This is a genomic window from Niallia tiangongensis (genome assembly GCF_044704065.1).
GTDB classification, from domain to species: Bacteria; Bacillota; Bacilli; order Bacillales; family Cytobacillaceae; genus Niallia; species Niallia tiangongensis.
On the sequence record NZ_CP162613.1, the window covers coordinates 4,368,450 to 4,389,931 of the forward strand.

General features: G+C 35.8%; 17 protein-coding genes and 1 pseudogene. 7 read left to right on the forward strand and 11 right to left on the reverse strand.

Annotated elements, in window-relative coordinates:
- Positions 1-177: 177 nt before the first annotated feature.
- The 9 genes from AB3U99_RS20710 to AB3U99_RS20750 form a co-directional block, all read right to left on the reverse strand.
- Positions 178-591 carry a 2-dehydro-3-deoxygalactonokinase gene (locus AB3U99_RS20710; protein WP_400243641.1) on the reverse strand — a complete coding sequence of 138 codons (414 nt, stop codon included), beginning with the start codon at positions 589-591 and terminating at the stop codon, positions 178-180.
- Positions 592-909: 318 nt separating this feature from the next.
- Entirely contained in the window at positions 910-1,191 is a 282-nt protein-coding gene (locus tag AB3U99_RS20715; protein ID WP_400243643.1) for a hypothetical protein, read from the reverse strand.
- A 119-nt stretch (positions 1,192-1,310) separates the two neighbouring features.
- Positions 1,311-1,484, reverse strand: coding sequence for a hypothetical protein (locus AB3U99_RS20720; protein ID WP_400243645.1), 174 nt, complete (start codon positions 1,482-1,484; stop codon positions 1,311-1,313).
- 255 nt (positions 1,485-1,739) lie between these two features.
- Complete coding sequence (locus AB3U99_RS20725) at positions 1,740-3,323, reverse strand: glycoside hydrolase family 43 protein (RefSeq protein WP_400243646.1); 1,584 nt, start codon at positions 3,321-3,323, stop codon at positions 1,740-1,742.
- Positions 3,324-3,562: 239 nt separating this feature from the next.
- Positions 3,563-5,242, reverse strand: coding sequence for an alpha-glucosidase (locus tag AB3U99_RS20730; RefSeq protein ID WP_400243647.1), 1,680 nt, complete (start codon positions 5,240-5,242; stop codon positions 3,563-3,565).
- 249 nt (positions 5,243-5,491) lie between these two features.
- Complete coding sequence (gene treP / locus AB3U99_RS20735) at positions 5,492-6,892, reverse strand: PTS system trehalose-specific EIIBC component (RefSeq protein ID WP_400243648.1); 1,401 nt, start codon at positions 6,890-6,892, stop codon at positions 5,492-5,494.
- 388 nt (positions 6,893-7,280) lie between these two features.
- A complete protein-coding gene (locus tag AB3U99_RS20740; RefSeq protein WP_400243649.1) occupies positions 7,281-9,050 on the reverse strand; it encodes a YhgE/Pip family protein in 1,770 nt (589 codons plus the stop codon).
- A gap of 135 nt (positions 9,051-9,185) precedes the next feature.
- Positions 9,186-9,404, reverse strand: a complete 219-nt coding sequence (locus tag AB3U99_RS20745) for a hypothetical protein (protein WP_400243650.1) — start codon at positions 9,402-9,404, stop codon at positions 9,186-9,188.
- Between the two features lie 44 nt (positions 9,405-9,448).
- A complete protein-coding gene (locus AB3U99_RS20750) occupies positions 9,449-9,868 on the reverse strand; it encodes a YhgE/Pip domain-containing protein (RefSeq protein ID WP_400248138.1) in 420 nt (139 codons plus the stop codon).
- A gap of 451 nt (positions 9,869-10,319) precedes the next feature.
- Here AB3U99_RS20750 and AB3U99_RS20755 point away from each other — a divergent pair.
- The 6 genes and pseudogenes from AB3U99_RS20755 to AB3U99_RS20780 form a co-directional block, all read left to right on the forward strand.
- Positions 10,320-11,144 (forward strand): annotated as a pseudogene (locus AB3U99_RS20755) (ComEC/Rec2 family competence protein); the annotation flags it as partial.
- Positions 11,145-11,457: 313 nt separating this feature from the next.
- Positions 11,458-11,670 carry a DUF3006 domain-containing protein gene (locus tag AB3U99_RS20760; protein ID WP_400243651.1) on the forward strand — a complete coding sequence of 71 codons (213 nt, stop codon included), beginning with the start codon at positions 11,458-11,460 and terminating at the stop codon, positions 11,668-11,670.
- A 156-nt stretch (positions 11,671-11,826) separates the two neighbouring features.
- Positions 11,827-12,906 carry a metallophosphoesterase gene (locus AB3U99_RS20765; RefSeq protein ID WP_400243653.1) on the forward strand — a complete coding sequence of 360 codons (1,080 nt, stop codon included), beginning with the start codon at positions 11,827-11,829 and terminating at the stop codon, positions 12,904-12,906.
- A gap of 181 nt (positions 12,907-13,087) precedes the next feature.
- Positions 13,088-13,384 carry a hypothetical protein gene (locus tag AB3U99_RS20770; protein ID WP_400243654.1) on the forward strand — a complete coding sequence of 99 codons (297 nt, stop codon included), beginning with the start codon at positions 13,088-13,090 and terminating at the stop codon, positions 13,382-13,384.
- A 281-nt stretch (positions 13,385-13,665) separates the two neighbouring features.
- Positions 13,666-15,135: a sodium/proline symporter PutP gene (gene putP, locus AB3U99_RS20775; protein WP_400243655.1), complete on the forward strand. Its 1,470-nt coding sequence runs from the start codon at positions 13,666-13,668 to the stop codon at positions 15,133-15,135.
- Between the two features lie 991 nt (positions 15,136-16,126).
- A complete protein-coding gene (locus AB3U99_RS20780; RefSeq protein WP_400243656.1) occupies positions 16,127-17,152 on the forward strand; it encodes a CdaR family transcriptional regulator in 1,026 nt (341 codons plus the stop codon).
- Positions 17,153-17,223: 71 nt separating this feature from the next.
- Here AB3U99_RS20780 and AB3U99_RS20785 read toward each other — a convergent pair whose 3' ends face one another.
- On the reverse strand, positions 17,224-18,360 hold the full coding sequence (locus AB3U99_RS20785) for a glycerate kinase (RefSeq protein WP_400243657.1): 1,137 nt from the start codon (positions 18,358-18,360) through the stop codon (positions 17,224-17,226).
- 15 nt (positions 18,361-18,375) lie between these two features.
- Positions 18,376-19,677: a GntP family permease gene (locus tag AB3U99_RS20790; protein ID WP_400243658.1), complete on the reverse strand. Its 1,302-nt coding sequence runs from the start codon at positions 19,675-19,677 to the stop codon at positions 18,376-18,378.
- Between the two features lie 660 nt (positions 19,678-20,337).
- On the opposite strand from AB3U99_RS20790, the gene AB3U99_RS20795 reads away from it, so the two are divergent.
- A complete protein-coding gene (locus AB3U99_RS20795; protein ID WP_400243659.1) occupies positions 20,338-21,462 on the forward strand; it encodes an IS4 family transposase in 1,125 nt (374 codons plus the stop codon).
- Positions 21,463-21,482 lie beyond the last annotated feature (20 nt).

The window sequence follows — 21,482 nt, forward strand, 5'->3', positions numbered from 1 at the left end:
GGTTTCTCAGGATCAAAAATAAAATTATACCCTCCCTTGCTCATTATGTAAGCGTTTAAAATCTTTTGGATAAAAAAGAAAAATTTCTTTTCTTTTTCAGTAGTAAAACATTTAGGAAACCGTTTTCCTATACCAATAAACTAACATCTATTTAATCTATGGTCAATCCTAAATCATTCATAAAATTTCGACATTTTCAAACATTTGTCGATTTTTGACTATATTAATAACATGATAAAAATTGCAAGGAATATTAAAAAACTCTGGTAAGATTTTTACAACAGATGATGTTGCAAAATCTTTGATATCACAGGGACTAGCAATATGCGAAACTTCCACTAATCCTAAGTTGGTAGTAATCATACCCGCCGCTACAATATAATAGATATCTTGATAGGTACAGCCATTTCGCTGGAATATCTCTTCGATTCCATAAGAAAGTTTATTTTTCAATATACCGACTGAACCGTTAACGGCTGTGTTCTTTACTCCTACATTCTTCTTAACCACATCATTTATCTGATTATTTTTGTTATCTATTAAATAAATTCTTGAATTCGTCATGCCAGTATCTATCGTTATAATCTTCATTGTATTCACCACTTTACTCTAAGGAGTAGCTGTTGTTGCGTTTTGATAGGCTTGGACAACATTCACTAGATGGTACTGAAAAAGTATAGGTATTCAAATTTAAGGATGATTAAGGTCTTTGAAAGCGAATAATAAGTTGGTTTAGAGAGGGGACCGCTCGACTCCTATGGGAGCTGCGAGAAAGTCCAAGACCCCGCGAACGCAGTGACGAGGAGGCTTGGAGCTCGCCCCATGGAAAGCGAGTTGTCGCCTCGGAAAACAATTCCCCCTCTAAGTTTAAAAGGTGCTTACTACTAATCATTAATAGCTAACAGTTTTTCAGTGCCCTCCATTCACTAGTTGCTTTGCTCGTCTTTCTATTTCTGCAAAATTTAAATCTTGAATCAATTTATCATTCACCAAAGTAGATCCAATCCCTAAAGCAAAACTACCTGCTTTCAAAAAATCAGGAGCATTTCCCTCAGTTATCCCTCCAATTGGGATAACCTCTACTTGAGGCAAAAGTCCTTTTATTTCCTTAATATACTTTGATTCGCCATTTAAATAGAGGCTACATTTAGAGTTGGAGATAGTAAAAAAGGCATGAATATTAGCTTCCATCGTTTCATGATCATTTCACTCTCATCTTCGCTTTTTTAACTTTCTTTTTTACAAAGTCATCTTCTTTTGCAACTATCCCCTCTAATCACAGTTGTTCCTTATTAAGGAACAATGTTCTATTATATAAGCAAATTGATATAAAGAAATATGGGATACTTATATCCCATTTCTGTTAAACGCTCTTGGGAAATGCGAGTTGTTGGCTCAGTAGCACTAATTCCTGCTATTACTTTTTTTCTCGTAACTATAGATTTGTGCGGCTGCACATCAGACACCCAGTTCGTGTTCTTCATCGTCAATCGCATCCCCAACTTCATACGCCTTCTCAAGTGCATTTTTTATTGTTCTTTTGCTACTAGTGTAAACTAGTAGCAATTATTCCCTATTACGACTCATAATTAAGAATAAATCACAGCTATTATCGCTAAATCCATATATTTCCGAATGAAAATACAATAAGAATAGAACCGTTTTTTTTACAATTTAAAGTACTTTTCCATACTAGATTTATAGAACATTTCATTGCTTAACAAAGGCATAAATGCCATTCATTCATGCAATTCCACCCCCTCTATGACATTCGCCTCTTCTTCATTCAATTGTTCCAACCATTCAAAATCTGCATAGCAATCAGTTGATACTTCAGAAGGACTTGTTATGTAAATCCCCATGGTACAGCCAACAAATCCACCTGCCACCTCTGTGCTTAAAATATGTGCATCTACATTCTGTGCTACAACTACATCCTCCCCACCCTCTTGAGAATAATAGAAATGTAGGTTCTGACAATCTCCTTTTATGTTTAGGGTTAAAATACTTGAATTAATTGATATCCTTCCCTCTAGCTTATCTTCCCCATTATAATTCGTAATCACCCTAAGCTCTTTTTTCCCTTCAAATAAACCAGATACAAATCGAGTCGAGTAGCGATCATTTTGGAGAATTACTAATCCAGCTTCCTCGCCATTCTCTTTAGGGTTAAAGTCTAACTTAGTGGAAAGAGTGTACCACATCGATTGTTGTCTGACACCGATATAGGAAGGAGAGGCATGCTCTTTAATTGTATAAGGGGAGGCATACATTCTGAGCCAACCCTCTCTATCCAAATGAGAGTACTTAGCCATATCTGGATTTCTCAAGAATAATAGTCGTTTATCCCATGGTTGTTCAAACTGAATTTTTGAGTTTCCCTTTTCAACAGGGTATAACGAAAGCTTATGCTCTTGGACTTCCTCTAATCGTCCTACTCCAGGATTAACCACTGGCCAGTCACTCTCCCACACTACTTCCGCTAAAAATGTTTCTCTTCCTAAATTGCTATACCCTTCAAAAATACGACTAGCAAGACATGTCATATACCACTGACCATCTGGTGTCTCAACCAAGTCCCCATGTCCCACATTACATACTGGATAGTCACGACCTAAATGTCTATGTGTAAGAATGGGATTACAAGGATTTCCTATGTAAGGACCGTCAATTTTATTACTTCTAGCAATCGTCACACAATGCTCAAAGCTAGTGCCTCCCTCTGCAATCATTAGATAATAATAGCCATTCCTTTTATAAAGATGAGGACCTTCTGGCCAAATAACATTATTCATTGCTCCCTTCCAAATCTTCGTACTAACACCAATCAATTTCATGGATGAAAGATCTAATTCCTGTAGCCATACTTCCCAATCCCCATTATAACGTGGACCATTAGGATTTGGTCTTGTGCCAACATAATAACATTTACCATCCGTATCAAAAAATAGACTTGGGTCTATTCCTTCTGCTCCCTCTAAATAATATGGATCAGACCATGGACCGCTAGGATCGGTAGCTGTCACAATAAAATTTCCATACTTCGGTACATTTGTTGTAATCATGTAAAAAACACCATTATGGTATCTGATACTTGGTGCGTAAATTCCTTGGGAATGTGTAGCTCCAGCAAGTGGAAGCTGTGATTCTCGTTCTAAAACATTCCCAATAAGTTCCCAATTCACAAGATCCTTACTATGATAAATTGGCACTCCAGGAAAATAGGAGAATGTTGAAGTAACTAAATAATAATCCACTCCTACCACACAAATTGAAGGATCTGGGGAAAAGCCCTTTACTATTGGATTTTGAAATGTTTGCACTAGAAATCATCCCTTCTTATTTATCATAAAACCGAACTTATAAAACGTTTTCACCAGTAAATTCGATAGAAGTAAATAAAATCCTCTTTTTTAATAAAAGCAAGGGAATGTACTATAATGGCTAATAGTCTGATTGTTCACTAAAGTGAATTCCAAAAACTAAAAAGGACAGTTTAGCTCCCTTTTCAAGCTAGCTAAACTGTCCTCACTAAATACTTTGTCTCAAATTTTCAACAACATTATTTAACCAAATACACCCTCGCCTCATATGGTAGAAGAATCATTTCTCCCTCTTCTTCTTTATCTGAGTCTTGATAATTACTTATTAACATTTCACAGGAATCAAAGGTTACTTCTTGTAATACATTTGTCTCTATCTCTTTCTCACTAAAGTTACAAATGACAACAAGTGTTTCCCCATTTAAAGAACGTTTATAAGCAAAAATTTCCGGATGATTTTCTAATAATAAATCATAGTTGCCATAGACGATCACTTCATGTTCTTTTCTTAACTCAATAAGCTTGCGATAATAATGATAGATGGAATTCGGATCTGCAATTGCGCCTTTGACATTTACCTTTTTATAATTAGTGTTTACCTTTATCCAAGGTGTACCTGTTGTAAATCCTGCATTTTCCGTATGATCCCACTGCATCGGAGTACGGGAATTATCTCGGCCTTTTGCATAAATACTTTCCATGATTTTTCCAACAGACAATCCTTCTTCCAATTGTTCTTGATAAAATTGATGAATTTCAATGTCCCGATAATCCTCTATGGAATCAAATTGTACATTGGTCATGCCGATTTCTTCTCCTTGATAAATATATGGAGTTCCTTTCATCATATGTAGCAAAGTTGCCAACATTTTAGCAGATTCTACTCGTAATGGACCGTCATTTCCAAAACGAGAAACGATTCGAGGCTGATCATGGTTATTGAAATACAAACTATTCCAGCCTTTATCTTCTAGAGCTTTTTGCCATTTCGTAAGATTTTTCTTTAAATCTAGCAAATCCAAAGGTTTTAAATCCCATTTTCCATTTGGACCATTATCCAATCCCATATGCTCAAATTGGAAAACCATATTCAGTTCTTTCTTTTCTTCTTGTGTATATATTTCAGCTAATTCTGGTGTAACCCCAGGCATTTCTCCTACTGTCATGACATCATAATTGGAAAGAACCATTTTATTCATTTCTTGTAAATACTCGTGAATTCTTGGTCCATTTCGATAATATTTACTTCCTGATGCATATTTTTTCCATGGTTTTGGTTCTCCATCCGGCATCTCTTCTGGCTTGGAAATAAAGTTAATAACATCCATTCGAAACCCATCGATTCCTTTATCTAACCACCATTGCATCATTTCATAAATTTCATTACGAAGAGTCGGATTTTCCCAATTTAAATCTGGCTGCTTTTTAGAGAAAAGATGTAAATAGTATTCATCGGTTTGTTCATCATACTGCCATGCAGAACCACCAAAATTGGAATACCAGTTATTTGGCTCTTTTCCATCTTTGCCTTTTCGCCAAATATAATAGTCTCTATATGGATTTTCTTTCGATTTCTTTGCTTCGACAAACCATTTATGTTCATCTGAACTATGATTTACCACTAAATCCATGATCAATTTCATATCACGGCGATGAATTTCTTTAAGAAGCTCGTCCCAGTCTCCCATTGTTCCAAATTCACGCATAATCGCTTGATAATCACTGATATCATAACCATTATCATCATTCGGTGACTCATAAACAGGCGAAAGCCAAATAACATCTACCCCTAGATTTTTTAAATAATCTAGTTTAGAAATAATCCCTTGTAAATCGCCAATTCCATCCCCATTGCTGTCCATAAAGCTCCGTGGGTATATTTGATAAACAACACTTTCTTTCCACCATTTTTTATGCATCAATAGCATCTCCTTTATGTATTACGTTTCTATTCGCCCATAAAGGGAACTTCCATTAGTGTGGTTTTCCTTCATCCCTCACTGATGGTTAGCTTTACGGACAGTTGATTTCCCACCTATCTTCCTCGAATTCTCTTAAAACTTGCAGTTGTGAGTCGTACTGATTTTTAAGCGTGGGGATAAAATAAAAACAGAAGATACCAATAAAAATCATTTGATATCTTCTGTTATCTAAGTTCTTTCTACTTCTTACTGTACTTTACGTACTTTACCAAATAATAGCGTTAAAAGGAAAGGTACGAATATAACAATAGCCATTCCAATGAAGAATGATCCCCAATTTTGCGGAAAAATAGATAGGAATGCTGGCAATCCACCTACTCCTATTGAAGGTGCTTTAACTGCTTGGATAGAAATAAAGGCACCTGCAATTGCAGATCCAACGATTGCTGAAATAAAAGCAAAACGGAATCGTAGGTTTACACCAAATAATGCAGGCTCTGTAACACCAAGATACGCTGACACAGCTGATGTTATAGATAAACTCTTTAATTTTTCATCTTTCACGATAAATAACATGGCAAGTGCTGCTGAACCTTGAGCAATATTGGATAAAGCAACCATTGGCCATAGGAAAGTTCCACCAGTGCTTCCGATTAACTGTAAATCTACTGCTAAGAAAGTATGATGCATTCCAGTAATAACAAGTGGTGCATACAATCCCCCATAAATTAATCCACCTAATATTGGCGCAAAATCAAAGATAGCTATAACGCCATCTGTAATCAAATTCCCAATAAAGAATGTAATTGGTCCGATTGCAATGAATGATACAAATCCAGTTATTAATAAGGCTACTGGCGCCACAAATAGCATTTGGAAAGAATCCGGAATTCTATTTCTTAAGAAAATTTCTAATTTAGCTAATACAAAAGATGCAATTAGGACTGGTAAAACTTGTCCTTGATAACCAACTTTCTCTACCTCTAAACCGAAAATATTCCATGTTGGAACTTCTTCTGCTGCTCCATATCCCCATGCATTTAATAAATCTGGGTGAACGAGCATTAATCCAAGAACAATCCCTAATAGAGGACTGCCGCCAAATCGCGTCATCGCAGACCAACCAATTAAACCAGGTAAAAAAGTAAACGCTGTATTGGCAATCAAATTGATAATACTAGCAAAATCTGCCCATTGTGGATATGCTTGTACAACTGACTGATCAAAAAAGATACCTTCTCCGGTTAATACATTGTTAATACCCATTAGTAAACCAGCTGTTACAATCGCAGGCAAAATGGGAATAAAGATATCAGCTAGCATTTTCACTGCTCGCTGTAATGGATTTAAATTTTGTTCAGAAGCTTTTTTTACATCGTCCTTTGTCCCTTCACTTGCTCCTGTTTGATTAATTAATTCTTTATATACTTTTTCGACAGTACCTGGACCAATTACTACTTGGAATTGACCATTTGTCGAAAAGGAGCCTTTAACCAAATCAATCGATTCTAACTTCTCTTTATTTACTTTGCCTTCATCTGCTAATGCAAATCTTAATCTTGTCACACAATGTGTGGCAGCAGAAATATTTTCTTTGCCGCCTATTGATTCTATTATGTCGCTGACTTGCTGTTTATCCACGCTCATGCTTTGCGTCCCCCTACTCTATAAATGAAGATAAATTCTATTTTCAAAATATTAAAAGCGTTTTCAGATTAATTTTTCGAATCTTGTATATACAAGATACTTTTTAATGATATAGATGTATATACAAGTTGTCAATAGAAAAGTTTATACGTTTACAATTGAATTTTTTCCTTTTTGTTAGAAATTCATTCCCTTTTTTTAGGAATACATTCAGTCTATTAAACAATAAGAAGGACATGTTTCTCTCAGAAATCCTTTGTATATTGGGGCAGCAAAATCAAATCCAACTTATCATCCTCTACATACTGCCTTATCCTTTATTAATGAATAATCTCGCTTGCTTTTGCCTTTTCCGTCATTTTTTTTGTTCCATTTTCCAATGTTTTTTTTAAAAGAGTGCAATGATGAAAGCAATCGCACTAAAAACAGGAAGCATACTAAATGAAAATAGTACTGTTTCCTTTACCATCCCACCTACTGTTTCTCTTAAAAGATTGATGGCATGTGTAAATGGTAGGAAGGGATTAATGGTCTGAAAAAAAGGTGGTGCAACTTGAATAGGAAATGTACCACCAGAACCAGATAACTGCAAGACAAGAAAAATAATCGCTAATCCCTTGGCAAGATTGCCAAAAACAGAAACCAATGTATAAACAATTGTCATAAATACAAAGCTGATAAACATACTGAACAACACAAACGCAACTGGATCCGCTACGTATGCCTTTAAGATACATATATCTCCTAGTGTAACAATCAGACTTTGACATATTCCAATTGTTACAAAGGTAAGCAATCTTCCAAAGTATATTTGGTTCGGAGTGTAGATTCCTTCTGGATCTCGAACATCCACTCGTAATAAGGAAATGAGCAATAATGCACCACCCCATAAACTTAGGGTTGTATAAAAAGGCGAATTCGCTGACCCATAATTAGGAATGGGAAACAAGGAATTTTCATTTAATACAATTGGATCCGAAATAAAATCACTTTCTTGTTTTATATCATTTTTCAACAAAGAGATAATCTCACCTAAATCATATTCGTCTTCAAAAGTCCGAATAGAATCCGCCGTTTTATTCAATGTTTCTTCTAATTTTGGCAATTCATTTTCTACCATATTTGCCGCTTTATGAACAGCATCTTCTACCCTAGATAACTCAGTCTTAATAAATGCAGCAACTTTAGAAATATCTTGTTCAGCCGCAGGAAGGTCATTGCGAACAAAGCCTGCTGCTGCATGAATCTTCTCTTTTATACTCGGAAAAGAAGCTTTATAAAATTTAGCAGCGTCATTAATGCCAGCTAAAACTTTATCCATATTTTCCTGTATTAAATTTGTCGCTTCATGAATCTCTTGTTCTATTGTAGGTAAATTAGATTTAAGCTTTGTTAATTCTTCCTGAGCAAAGGTAAGTGATTCTTCTGTATTTTTTATTATTTCTTCTAGCTTTGGGATATTCTTTTGTGTACTTTCTAAATCATTCATACTATATTGCGCAGAATCTTTTATCTCCTCTAAAGTACGATTAATAGCTGGTGCTGTTTGCTTATCATACTGATTCATTAGAGTGGTGCTAAGCTCTATTGCTTCTTGTGACAATGCAAATAATGTGGTTGCTTTTTCCATATCCTCTTCCTCAATTGTTTGAAGCTCCTCTTTTTCTTGCTGAAAATTTTTTTGTAATGCCTGTAAGTCTCTTATTTCTGTTAAAAAAGCTTCTTCTTCATTTGGGGTCGCACTGTTTAAAGTAGTAAATAATGCAATCGAGCGTGTTAAACTATCGATGCTTGTTTGCACTTGTGTTTGCAAAGCCAATGCATTTGTCCTTATTATCTCTTCTGTAAGATTTCCTGTTGGAACTAATGCAGCAAATTGATGGACAGCATCAGCCGTTTTTTGATAAAGAAGAAGATTTTGCTTATACACAGGGCCAACAGCATCGAGCGCTTGCCCATTTGCATCGATAAACCCTGGCAGTACATCTGCAATTTGCTCCCCATTATTTATCCCTTGTTCTATTTGCTCTAATGATCCACTTGCTGTTTCAAGAAATGATTGCATATTTTCTACATTAGATAATGCGCTTGTTACCATTTCACTAATATCAGAAAAATGGGCATCTAGCTCCATCACTCCATCCGCTAGTTTTTGCATCTCAGGCGCTTTTTCTTGTAGTAGAAGAATGCCTTCCCCTACCTTTTATAGTTCTGGAAGCTTTCCCTCTAATAATAGGATATTTTTACCACCTTCATTAATTTCCGGAAAAGCCGCTTCTAATGTTAAGATTTTTTATGCTTGTTTATTGATATCAGGCAATTTACTTTCAAGTATTATCACTTTTTTTCCTAATTCATTGATTTTAGGAACTTCTTTTTCTAATCCAAAAATTTTCTCTTCTATATTTCTAATCGTCGGCAGTTCTTCTTCCAGCTTAATTCCAGCGTTATTAAAAACACTCAAAACAGCCTCACTTACCGTATGAATAAAGTTTTCTTTCACTTGTTGCACAATTGTAGAGGCACCAGTTGAAGTCATCTTCTGTGCAATTGCGTTTAGCGTTTAGCGTTTAGCTTTTCGTTTACACTATAGTCAATTTCTGGCTTTACTTGTTTGTCTGCTAAAATCGTTGCAATTTTAGCAGAAAAATCATGTGGTATGTACAGACTTGCATAATATTCTCCTTTCCTCACCCCCTTCTTCGCTTTTTCTTTCCTTACAAATTCCCAGCCAAGCTTATCATTTTCCTTTAAGCTCGCAACAATTTCACCACCAATATTGACGAAAGAATCGCGAATAACGGCTCCATCATCTTCACTTGTGACAGCAATTTTTATCCCACTCGTATTGGAATATGGATCCCACGAAGTCGCCAAATTAAACCACGCATAAAGAGATGGCAACACCATTAAAGCGACTATTAAAAGTGCAGCAACAGGCGCTTTAAAAATTCGAATCCAATCATTTCGATAAATAGTAAATGCATTCTTCCAAAAACCAGACCACCTTTGTTAAAACTCAAGCTAAGCTTATTGTATGGAAATGAATAAAAAACCATTCATATTGGAGTTGAGGAACGATTCGAGACATTTGAAAAACCGCTCCTTCATGATTATCTGGTGCCCGGCTGTTAAACGCGGCGACTACACGACTCACTGGAACATGCGTCGAGCCATTTTGTCTCTATGTTTTTGGTTTCTGCTGGGACTTGTCGCCGCTCCAATCCAACCATATTATTCGGTTTCAAAGCCTATAGCCAATATACTTTTTCAGTGGCTCCGAACAGTTCTTCTGCATCCCTAAAAAGGAAGTGAAATTATCATCCGTTTGCTTATAATTGTTATTTTTTTCAACTCCTGTAATTTATATAGATTTCCATTTTAAATAATGATATATTTCTTTTTGGCATAAGGAGGAATATCATATATGAAAAAACTAAAATTATTATTGCCAGTATTTATCTTACTTCTATCTACTGTGTTCGTATCACCAGCATCTGCTGCTAATCAGCTACAGGTACACTTTATTGATGTAGGACAAGGAGATAGTATTTACATTAAGACTCCAAAGGGAGACGATATTATCATCGATGGTGGGAATAGAGATGGAAGTGATGTTGTATCCTACCTGAAGAAACAGGGAGTAAAAGATATTGAGGTAATGATTGCCACACATCCTGATGCTGATCACATGGGTGGATTAGACGAAGTATTGAAGGCATTTAAGGTGAAATCCGTCTATGCTCCAAGAGTAAGCCATACTACTCAAGTTTATAAAGATTTCTTAAGCTCCGTAAAAAAAGAAGGCTTAACCATAAAGACTGCTGAAAAAGGAGTTTCCATCCCTTTAAAAGGTGTTTCAGCCAAATTTGTCGGACCTGTAAAATCCTATAATAAAAGTGATTTAAATGATTGGAGTGCTGTTTTACGCCTTGTCTATGGAAAAAAATCATTTCTGTTGACAGGAGATGCGGAGACAAAGGCAGAAACAGACATGATAAAATCCAAACAAACGTTAAAAGCGGATGTCCTTAAAGTGGGACATCATGGTGCAAAAACATCAACAAGTTCTGCATTTTTAAATGTAGTAAAACCAACTTACGCTGTAATCTCTGTAGGGAAGAATAACTACGGTCATCCTACTTCTGAAACAATCAAAAGATTGAATAACAGTAAAGCAAAAATATTCAGAACTGACGAACAAGGTACGATTATCGCAACTTCAGATGGGAAAACAATTAGTTTTAATAAAAAAACAACTAGCACAAGTACAACGAAGAAACCTGCTGCTACCTATAAATTAACGGCAAAATTAGATAATACGAAACCAAAGCAAAACAGCACGATCCATTTAACTGTAAAAGGAATCCCAAAAGGATCTTATAAAGCAGTATTCCGCTATAAAAGCACAACAACTACTTATAAAGGAACAATTGGCAAAGCACTGCCTGTAAAAATAAGTCGTGCTGCTAAAGGCTATAAAGTAGTCGTAGACATTTCCGCAGGCTATAATGGAAAGACATATAAAACCCAAACTTCATTTACACCGAAATAAGGAGAGAGTCATGAAAGGGATTATTGATCGTTTCGAAGGAGATTTTGCCGTTATCGAAATCAATGGGAAAACACAAGATTTCCCCAAAAGGATTCTGCCCAAAAAGGCTGCAGTCGGAGATGTAGTAGAAATCACCGGCAACAATGTAAAAATACTAAAAACAGAGACAGATAAACTTCGCAAAGAAATCGAAGACCTCATGAACGATGTTTGGGAAGATTGATAGCAAGGCGGTTCTTTTGCATCCATTTTTGGAAGCAGGAGAATCGTCTTTTTCTATTAAAAATACTATCTATCTCATGGCTTCATTTAAATAATGATAATATAATAAATTCGAACAATTCTTTCAATAGAAGTAAAATGAAGGAGTCCTATTACAGTGGAAAAAATAAAAAAAGTAACCATTCCTTATGACAGTCGTATCATCGTGATTTCCGATATACATGGAGAAATCAACCTATTAAAAAAGCTCCTAAATAAAGTGAATTATCATCGTGACGATTACTTAATTATTAATGGAGATATGTGTGAAAAAGGAACTAGTAGTAAAGAAGTAATTCGTTATATTATGGACCTTTCTAGTAATCAACCAAATGTCCAGGTAACAGAGGGAAACTGCGATGCGTTGATAGAGGAGCTTTTGAATGAGAATCCTGCTCTTTTAAAATACCTTGCTAGACAAAAATATTCTCTGGTAAATGAGTGGTTGGGAGAACTAGATTTTGTTATGAAAGAGCATACAACGGTTCAAGAAATAAAACAGCTAGTAATGAAACATTTTAGGAATGAAATCGATTGGCTAATAAATCTGCCCACCGCAATTGAAACTGAACAATATATCTTTGTTCATGCAGGCTTAGAGGATATTGAGAATTGGCAAGAAACAGATCGAGAACTCGCCATTTCTATCCCTTCTTTTTTAGAAAAGAACCATCAAGCAAATAAATACGTTGTTGTTGGACATTGGCCAGTAGTAAACTATTCAACAGAGCATCCTTCTGATAATCCAATCATTGATGAGGACAAAAAAATAATAGCAATTGACGGTGGAAATATGGTGAAACCAACTGGACAGCTAAATGCATTAATGATAGAAGGAGATACACTTTCTTATACATATGTAGACCATTTCCCTACTAGGAAAGTACGGCAAGACTTTTATGCCGACACTACCAAGTCTGGTGCTATTAATTATCCCTATTACTTTATTCAGCCACTAGCAAAAAACAAATACTTTACACAATGTAAGCAATTAGAGACAAATCGCGTCATTTTTGTAAAAAACGAATTCATTCACCCACTTAACGATGGAAAATACCAAGTAAAAACCGACGTATCCTGCGCCCAACTTACCGTACATAAAGGAGAGCAAGTATCCATTATTGATGACAGCTGCGCAGGATATACATTGATTAAAAAAGATGGCATGTTAGGATGGATAGCAAAAGAAAGTATATAAGGGACGGATCTTCCGCTTCCCTTTTTTTATTTTGAATCGCAGTAGATTTTTGGATACCCCAATGCATTTGAAGGAAAAGACTTTTTAGGGAATATTCCATTTTAGATAATTGAATACGCTATCAATTAATGGTATAGTTTAATTATAACAAAAGACTATACAATAAGGGCGGAATTCATTTATGCTTGCGATTAGAGAACTACCTATTGAAGCAATCACTATTTATCCATCTAATAGTTTTGACGGAATAGAGATTTTATTTCGCGCCAACAATCATACCTTTCAATTTCTAATTGGTAATTCCAAGAATCATTTTCCTATAAATGTAAAGCATGTATTTAAGGAAAAGGCTATCTGTCCATTTTGCCAGAAAAAAATTTTAGCCGTACCATTAGGCCAACAACTTTGCTTAGAATTCCAGAAAAACTTGCCTGCCCTTTTGCAATATTTTCAAGAAGAATATCCGGATGCTTTTTGACGGACACATAGGGACGATTCTACTGATTCCATTTTTTTAAACAGCAGAATCGTCCTTGTTACAAATTTCTGAATATTACAAATATATTTATTTTTGAATACGTTTTCATTATTAAACCACTGGGAATCATCACCATTTTTCATTTTAGCTAAATGCCTATTCTTCCTTGCAAGCTTTTTCGATTGTTGTTAAGGTAAATAAATGTATCAGATACAAGAATACGAAAGACAGCTGTCAACACTTATGTATTCAAAACTTATAAATTGTAAGGGAGAGATTTGGTGCAGGTAGAAGTATTTATTTCTTTAGGAATTTATTTAGTAGGTATGTTGTTAATTGGATATTACTCGTATAAAAAAACATCCGATTTAAATGATTATATGTTAGGAGGGCGTGGTCTTGGGCCGGCTGTTACTGCATTGTCTGCAGGCGCTTCTGATATGAGTGGTTGGATGTTAATGGGATTGCCAGGTGCGATGTATGCTTCTGGAATTTCAAGCTTATGGTTAGCAATCGGATTAACAATTGGTGCTTATTTAAACTATATAATCATTGCCCCACGTCTTCGCACTTATACAGAAGTGGCGAACGATTCTATTACCATTCCAGATTTTTTAGAAAATCGCTTTAATGATTATTCGAAAATACTCCGTTCTGTTTCAGCGCTCGTTATTTTAATCTTTTTCACTCTTTATACATCATCAGGTCTTGTGGCTGGTGGCCGATTGTTTGAAAGCTCTTTTAATACCGACTATAAAGTAGGCTTATTTATAACAGCTGGGGTCGTTGTTGCCTATACTTTATTCGGCGGATTTTTAGCAGTTAGCATGACCGATTTTATTCAAGGTGTCATCATGTTTATTGCGCTCATATTAGTTCCTGTTGTTGCTTTTACAGATATAGGTGGCGTACAGGACACCTTTCAAGAAATTAGAAATGTAGACCCTTCCCTTTTAGACTTTTTTAAAGGAACCTCTTTTTTAGGGATAATATCATTATTAGCATGGGGATTAGGTTACTTTGGGCAACCACATATCATTGTTCGATTTATGGCTATAGGTAGTATTAAACAACTAAAAACAGCACGTCGAATCGGTATGGGATGGATGATTGTTTCTATCATTGGTGCCATGTTGACTGGACTTATCGGGATTGCCTATTACTCTATTCAAGGGCAGGAGTTAGCTGATCCTGAAACAGTTTTCATTGCTTTTTCTACTATTCTATTTCACCCATTTATTACTGGATTTTTATTAGCTGCTATTCTAGCTGCTATTATGAGTACTATTTCTTCTCAGTTACTTGTAACCGCTAGTTCGTTAACAGAAGATTTCTATAAGACATTCTTCCGTCGAGATGCTAGCGACAAAGAGCTTGTCCTTATTGGACGAATTACTGTTTTGATTGTAGCATTGATTGGAATCTCTCTTTCTATCAATCCAAGTGACACGATTTTAGGACTTGTTGGTTACGCATGGGCAGGCTTCGGTTCAGCATTTGGTCCTGTTATCTTGTTAAGCTTACATTGGAAAAGGATGACAAAGTGGGGAGCTTTAGCAGGAATGCTTGTGGGAGCAGTAACAGTTCTCATCTGGGCAAATATTCCGGTCTTACAAGAAACCCTTTACGAAATGATTCCTGGCTTCCTATTAAGCACCATTGCTGTCATACTAGTCAGCTTAGCAACAGAAAAGCCATCAACAGAAATAGAAGAACAATATCATCAGATGGAAGATGTGATGAAAAAGTAAGCATAGAATGGTTCTCTTGCTTTTCTTCTAGCAAGAGAACCGTATGCTTTTACTGTAAAAACATACTTCTTTTAACATACAATCTTGTATTGAGAGGCGATAGCTCGACTCCAATAAGTAGGGAGAAAAATTCCAAGAATCCCCTAGTGGATTGGTGCTCTTGCCTGAATAAGCAGTTGTTTCATAAAACCAATGCATCAACCTTAATTTAACAATCTACTTGTATTAATCATCATTTAGCAAGCACTATTCCATTATCCTCATCCCACTATTCTTTTCTATTAAGACCTCAGAGGGACGGTTCTTCCGCTTCCCTTTTTTAATTTTGACACTTGATAGGTTTTCGGAAAATCAGCAAATCTCCATCGTCATAATTGAATGCGTTATCAGTCAATGGTATAGTTTAATTAAAAATAAGTGACTACACAATAAAAATTTAAGGATGGAATTCATTTATGCTTGTGTTTAAAAGAACTCCCTATTGAGGTCATTACTATTTATCCATCTAAGAGCTTTGGCGGAATCGAAATTTTTTTATTTCGTATCAATAATCATAATCATCAATTTCTAATTGGTAATTCCAAAATCCTCTTCCGATAAATGTAAAACATGTGTTTAAGGAAAAGGCAGTCTGTCCATTTTGCAAGAAAAAATACTAGCCTTACCATTAGGCCAACAGTTTTGTTTAGAATTTCAGAAACTTACCTTTTCTTTTGTAATATTTCAAGGAAGATTATCCAGATGCTTTTTAAAGGAAACATGAGGGACAGATTGAAACTACTGAAATATTAGTTTATTACCCTGTTTCTTGCTTTCAAATACAAAAATCTATTTAAATAGGAATAACTGTACTTTTTAAGTAGCTTCGAACATCCTTCGCTTTCAAAAAACAGAAGAACTCGCCTAATTGTGTTTTATACTTCCATGATTACACTATATAATAATAAGTATAGTTATTCTTTCTTTTCAAAAGGTAGGTGAACCAATTAATATGTATGAATTAACACCAAAACAGGCGCAAAAAATTGTAAATAAAATGATGAAGGATATTCCTTATAATATTAATATTATGGATAAAACAGGCATTATCATTGGAAGTGGAAATAAAAAGAGGATTGGCACGCTCCATCACGGTGCTGTTGCTGCCATCAAACAAAAAAAAATCGTTCCTATCGAACAGGATGAAGAATTCGTTAAGAAAGGAATTAATCTGCCTATTGAATGGAATAATGATATTTTAGGCGTAGTTGGTATTAGCGGTGAGATCAAGGAAACGAGCCCTTTCGGAAAACTAGTTAAATCAACCGTCCTGTTATTAATCGAACAAAGCATCGCATCAGAAAAAGAAAATATGAGAAAGAATGTAAAGCATGATTTTTTCAACTTATTAATAGATCCTACTACCATTTATACAAAAGACATAACAGACCAGGCATTATTCTATGATGTTCACCTAAATAAGCCCAGCCAATTGGTGTATATCGAATTTCCCAAAAACGTTGATGAGACAATAGTCAACAACTATCCTTTCTTTCAACCATATCAAAATACGCTATGCGTGGTTGTCCAAGAGCCAAACAACATAAAAGAACTACAAGAGCAGTTAGCTAAGTATCAAGACGTCTTCCTTTCCATAAGTAAAATAAATGATAAGATTGCTGATGGGTTTCTTCAAACAAAATTAGCTTTAAAAGTATTAAAGGGATTATTTTTTCATCAGAAAGTTATTTTTTATGCTGATTGTGAATTTATTGCCGATCTATCCTATTCTTTGAGAAAAATAAAAAAAACAGCCCTTCAATCAGATTTGCTTGAAACAAACGATGAACTTATTAAGACCCTCCAGGCTTATCTTAACTGCAATATGAACATGAATGAAACAGCCAACCAACTTACTGTGCATAGAAATACATTAAACTATAGATTAAATAGAATTCACAAAATTACAGGAAAAGATCCTAAGAATATATTGGATCTTTTAGAACTAATCTTTATGTTAATTAATCGTATTAAGTGAAGAAGCTGCTCCCAAGTCAAAGGAACAGCTTCTACCAAAAGCTTGCATGATTAATTTTTCTTCTTTCTTAGCTATTTTAATAGTCTGGCAATGTTTTCAGCGGTTCGTGCAACATTTGCTTTTCCCTGAGACAGCAAAGTGTCAATGGAAGCTGCTCCAGGGACGATTCCAAAAATAGCGTCAAAGCCTTCTTCATACAAAACTTCTACGTCCTGACCAATATAACCTGCCAGTGCGATCACTTTAATATCATTGTTCACATTTTTAGCAGCTTGAGAAACTCCATATGGTGCTTTACCAAACTTTGTTTGAAAGTCAATGCCGCCTTCTCCTGTAAAACAATAATCTGCAGCTTTCAACTTTTCTTTTAAATTTGTATATTCGATTACAATCTCTATACCTTTCTTCATTGTTGAATTAGTGAAAGCAAGTAAACCTGCTCCAAGACCACCTGCCGCCCCCGCACCAGGCGTGTCTACTATATCCATTCCAAGATGCTCTTTTACCTTTTTAGCATAGTGACGTAAGTTTCTATCTAAGATCTCAATCATCTCTGGAGTAGCACCCTTTTGCGGACCAAAGACAACCGATGCTCCATTTTCTCCACATAAAGGGTTCGTTACATCTGATGCAACCAAAATATTCACATTTTTCAAGTGTGGAATAACATTGGAATCATCGATTGTAACTAGTTCATTTAAATACCCACCACCAAATAACAGTTCATTTCCATCTTCATCAAGAAATTTATAGCCAAGCGCTGCGGCCATTCCTGTGCCACCATCATTAGTTGCGCTTCCGCCAATTCCCATTATAATGTCAGTAATTCCTTGCTCTATACATTCCCTTATTAATTCACCTGTCCCATAAGTGGTTGTAATAAGAGGATTCTTGGTTTCCTTAGTAACATGATGGATTCCGCTAGCAGATGCCATTTCAATAACGGCCGTCTTTCCGTCTCCTAAAATACCATATTGAGCTAAAACCGCTGTTTGAAGAGGTCCTGTAACTTCCTTCGTAACTAGTGTTCCGCCTGTTGCATCTACTAAAGATTGAACAGTACCCTCACCACCATCTGCCATTGGTACATGAATACATTCTGCATCAGGGATTGCTCTTTTTATCCCTATTTCCATTGCAATGCAAACTTCCTTGGCTGTCATACTTTCTTTAAATGAATCAGGAGCTAATAAAAATGTTTTCCCCATTGCTTCCACCTCGTTTTATAAGATAAATCCGTATAGGATTATTGCTACAATAGTCATGGTTAAGCCAACAATACTTTCATACCCTACCACTTTCATTCTGTCTGCCATACTCATATTCATAGCATTACGGGTAACATGAAAATAAGTTCCATGTGGTAAGTGGTCGATTACAGTAGCACCAGTATGTGTCATCACTGCAGCAGCTATAGGTGCAACTCCCGTATTCAATATTGCTTCTGAAAATGAACCAGTTGCCAAAATAACCCCTGTTGAAGTAGATGCTGTTGCCGCTGCCATTAAAGTTCCTGCAATTGGAGCAAGGAATGTACCAGAAATGCCAGAGGACTCTACCAATGCAACTACTTGTGTAGGCAAGTCTGAAGCAGTAATCAATCCACCAATAGCACCTGCACCAATAATAATTAAAATGGTTGGAGTCATTCTATTTAAGCCAGCTGTACAATAATCTAAAAGCTTATCTTTTTTACCTAATGCTAGCGTTCCGACGACTGCAGCAAAAGGCAAAATAAACAAGGAGTCAATATTCAGCTTCGTAAGAACATCTATTCCAAGCATTGATCCTATTGGACTAATCATCAAAAGAACAATAGCAATAATTGGCGTTATTAAAGCCTTAGATAAAGCCGGAAGATTGGAAACGTTCGCTTTTTCTAGCTCCTCGGCCTCCTCATCTGTCACTTTAGTTCCTTTATACTTGATTAGAGATGCAAGAATTACTGTTACAACAACACCAAAAATAGCTGGAATCAGTCCTCCAATCATCACCTGGTTAACATTAAGCTCAAATCCACCTGCCGCGGCAATTGTATTGGGATTCGGAGAGATAATATTTCCTGCTTTCCCACCTCCAGACAGCGCAACTAAGACCGCAATTTTAGAATAGCCCATTTTGTTTGCTACAGATAGTGCGATTGGCGCAACAATCAGTACCGCTACTGGAATAAATACACCTACTGCTGTAATAATCATAGTAGCTAATGCTAAAGATAGCATTGCTTTCGTTCCACCGAGCTTATCTACAATAAACTTGGCAATTGTTTCTGCTGCCCCAGATTCCATCATAACACCCGCAAAAACACCTGCAGCAATAATGCGGATAACCGTTCCTTGTACACTTTGTGTCCCTGATACTAAAATAGTAATTGTCTCTGTAAAATTAGCACCACCAATAAATGCTCCAACGATTGCTCCTAAAATAAGTGAGTAGGTTGGGGCTAATTTAAACAAAATTAAAATAATTGCCAACGCCAAACCACACAAGGCTCCAATCCAACTAATATCTAACCCAGCTGTCATAAATACTCCTCCTAATCTATTAATCTTTACAATAACGGCCTATTACATCCGAATCTCCCAATCAAAATTCCCTTTAAAAATATCATCCTGTATTCCACTCTTGTTTCTCTAATGCTTACAAATTGTTGTATACCCCTTATAAACCATTTGCAATTAGACCGATTGAATACGATTTCATTTTATTCCATTGAAAGCCCTTTAACAATTGATAAACCAACCAATAATCCTTGTTCATTTGCACAAAGGCTCAGTTAATAACCGATAAAACCAGCTCCTTAACCAATGTTATAAAAATATCTATTTTCTTTTATTTCTTATAAAGAAGACTTCCTTCAGTTGAGATTTTACAAATCGTTAAGAATAGGATAAATCAACAAGTAGTGCTTAAAAAATCACTTTACTCCCCCTATAGTAGGCAAATTAATTTCATACTACCTACAGTTTCTATTCTCTCGTTTAATCTAAAATAATGTTAAAAAATCTTACCACACACTAGAAAAATAAAAGATAATGTAATAAAGTTATCACTAGTGTCGCACTAAAATAATTCAACACAAATTTTAAAACTGAATTTTCTGCAACTTAATTTTTCCATAAAAAAATCCTTTATAATGGTTGGGAGGTAGTAACCTATCCAAATCCACAATAAAGGACATACGCATGGATAAGTTTACACGAAAAACATCATTTGAACAATGGTTTTCACCGCTTAATCAGAAATTATTAGAAGAACAGGTGAAAACACATCAATTAAACTACTATACAAAGAAGCTTTATATGGCTTCCTTTTTTAAATTACTTTTGTATGCGCAGCTCCATGAAACCGAGAGTTTACGGGCTTTGAGTGACGCTGTATTTTCAGACGATTTGCAATGTGCTACAGGGTTGAACTCGATTAGCTTCTCCCAATTAGGAAGACGAATCAATACAATTCCAACTGAGTTCTTTCAAACGATTTTTTTAGATTTGGTCGCCCAAATCCACAAGAAAACAGATTTTGAAAAACGAAGAAAGATTTCGACACCACTGAAAATCATTGATTCGAGTACACTCCCACTTAATTTAACCAATCATACGTGGGCAGAGTTTCGAAAGACAAAATCGGGTGTAAAGCTTCACTTACGCCTCGTGTTCATGGAAAAGGGTTTCTCTTATCCAGATAAAGGAGTGCTTACGAATGCCATCGAACACGATCGAGGTCAGCTAGAAATATTCATTGACGACAAAGAATGCATGTACGTATTCGACCGTGGTTATTTAGACTACGAACGTTTTGATCGCATGACGGATGATGGCTATTTCTTTGTCACAAGACTTCGCAAAAATGCCGTAGTACGAGTACTTGAATCATTTACACTGCCTACACATTCCACGGTTTTATCGGATGATATGGTGGTGATTGGTACAACTCAAAACCGTTCAGAAAACGTGTTTCGTCGACTGAAATTACTTGATACAAAAGGCAAAGAGCTAACGTTACTAACGAATCGATTTGATTTAAGTGCAGACGAAATCGCAGAAATCTATAAATCACGTTGGGCGATTGAACTCTTTTTCAAATGGATGAAACAACATTTGAATATCAAAAAGTTCTATGGTCATAGTGAGCAAGCTGTACACAATCAAGTGTATATAGCGATGATTGTGTATTGTTTGAACGTATTGGCCCAGTTGAACTCGAATAGCGACCGAAGTTATTTACAAATTAGTCGCTATTTAAAAGCAGCTCTCTGGAAATCCGCAAACATTTGGTTACGCAAAATCAAAGGAAAGTGCGTGCCATAAGGGCTGTAACAGTCGTTGTT

Bases quoted from the DNA above. Each gene is read 5' to 3' on its own strand.
- AB3U99_RS20715 (WP_400243643.1), bottom strand. From the start codon at position 1,191: ATGGAAGCTAATATTCATGCCTTTTTTACTATCTCCAACTCTAAATGT.
- AB3U99_RS20790 (WP_400243658.1), bottom strand. From the start codon at position 19,677: ATGACAGCTGGGTTAGATATTAGTTGGATTGGAGCCTTGTGTGGTTTG.
- AB3U99_RS20770 (WP_400243654.1), top strand. From the start codon at position 13,088: ATGCTTGCGATTAGAGAACTACCTATTGAAGCAATCACTATTTATCCA.
- AB3U99_RS20760 (WP_400243651.1), top strand. From the start codon at position 11,458: ATGAAAGGGATTATTGATCGTTTCGAAGGAGATTTTGCCGTTATCGAA.
- AB3U99_RS20730 (WP_400243647.1), bottom strand. From the start codon at position 5,242: ATGCATAAAAAATGGTGGAAAGAAAGTGTTGTTTATCAAATATACCCA.
- AB3U99_RS20780 (WP_400243656.1), top strand. From the start codon at position 16,127: ATGTATGAATTAACACCAAAACAGGCGCAAAAAATTGTAAATAAAATG.
- treP (WP_400243648.1), bottom strand. From the start codon at position 6,892: ATGAGCGTGGATAAACAGCAAGTCAGCGACATAATAGAATCAATAGGC.
- AB3U99_RS20740 (WP_400243649.1), bottom strand. From the start codon at position 9,050: ATGCAAAAACTAGCGGATGGAGTGATGGAGCTAGATGCCCATTTTTCT.
- AB3U99_RS20710 (WP_400243641.1), bottom strand. From the start codon at position 591: ATGAAGATTATAACGATAGATACTGGCATGACGAATTCAAGAATTTAT.
- AB3U99_RS20785 (WP_400243657.1), bottom strand. From the start codon at position 18,360: ATGGGGAAAACATTTTTATTAGCTCCTGATTCATTTAAAGAAAGTATG.
- AB3U99_RS20795 (WP_400243659.1), top strand. From the start codon at position 20,338: ATGGATAAGTTTACACGAAAAACATCATTTGAACAATGGTTTTCACCG.
- AB3U99_RS20720 (WP_400243645.1), bottom strand. From the start codon at position 1,484: ATGAAGAACACGAACTGGGTGTCTGATGTGCAGCCGCACAAATCTATA.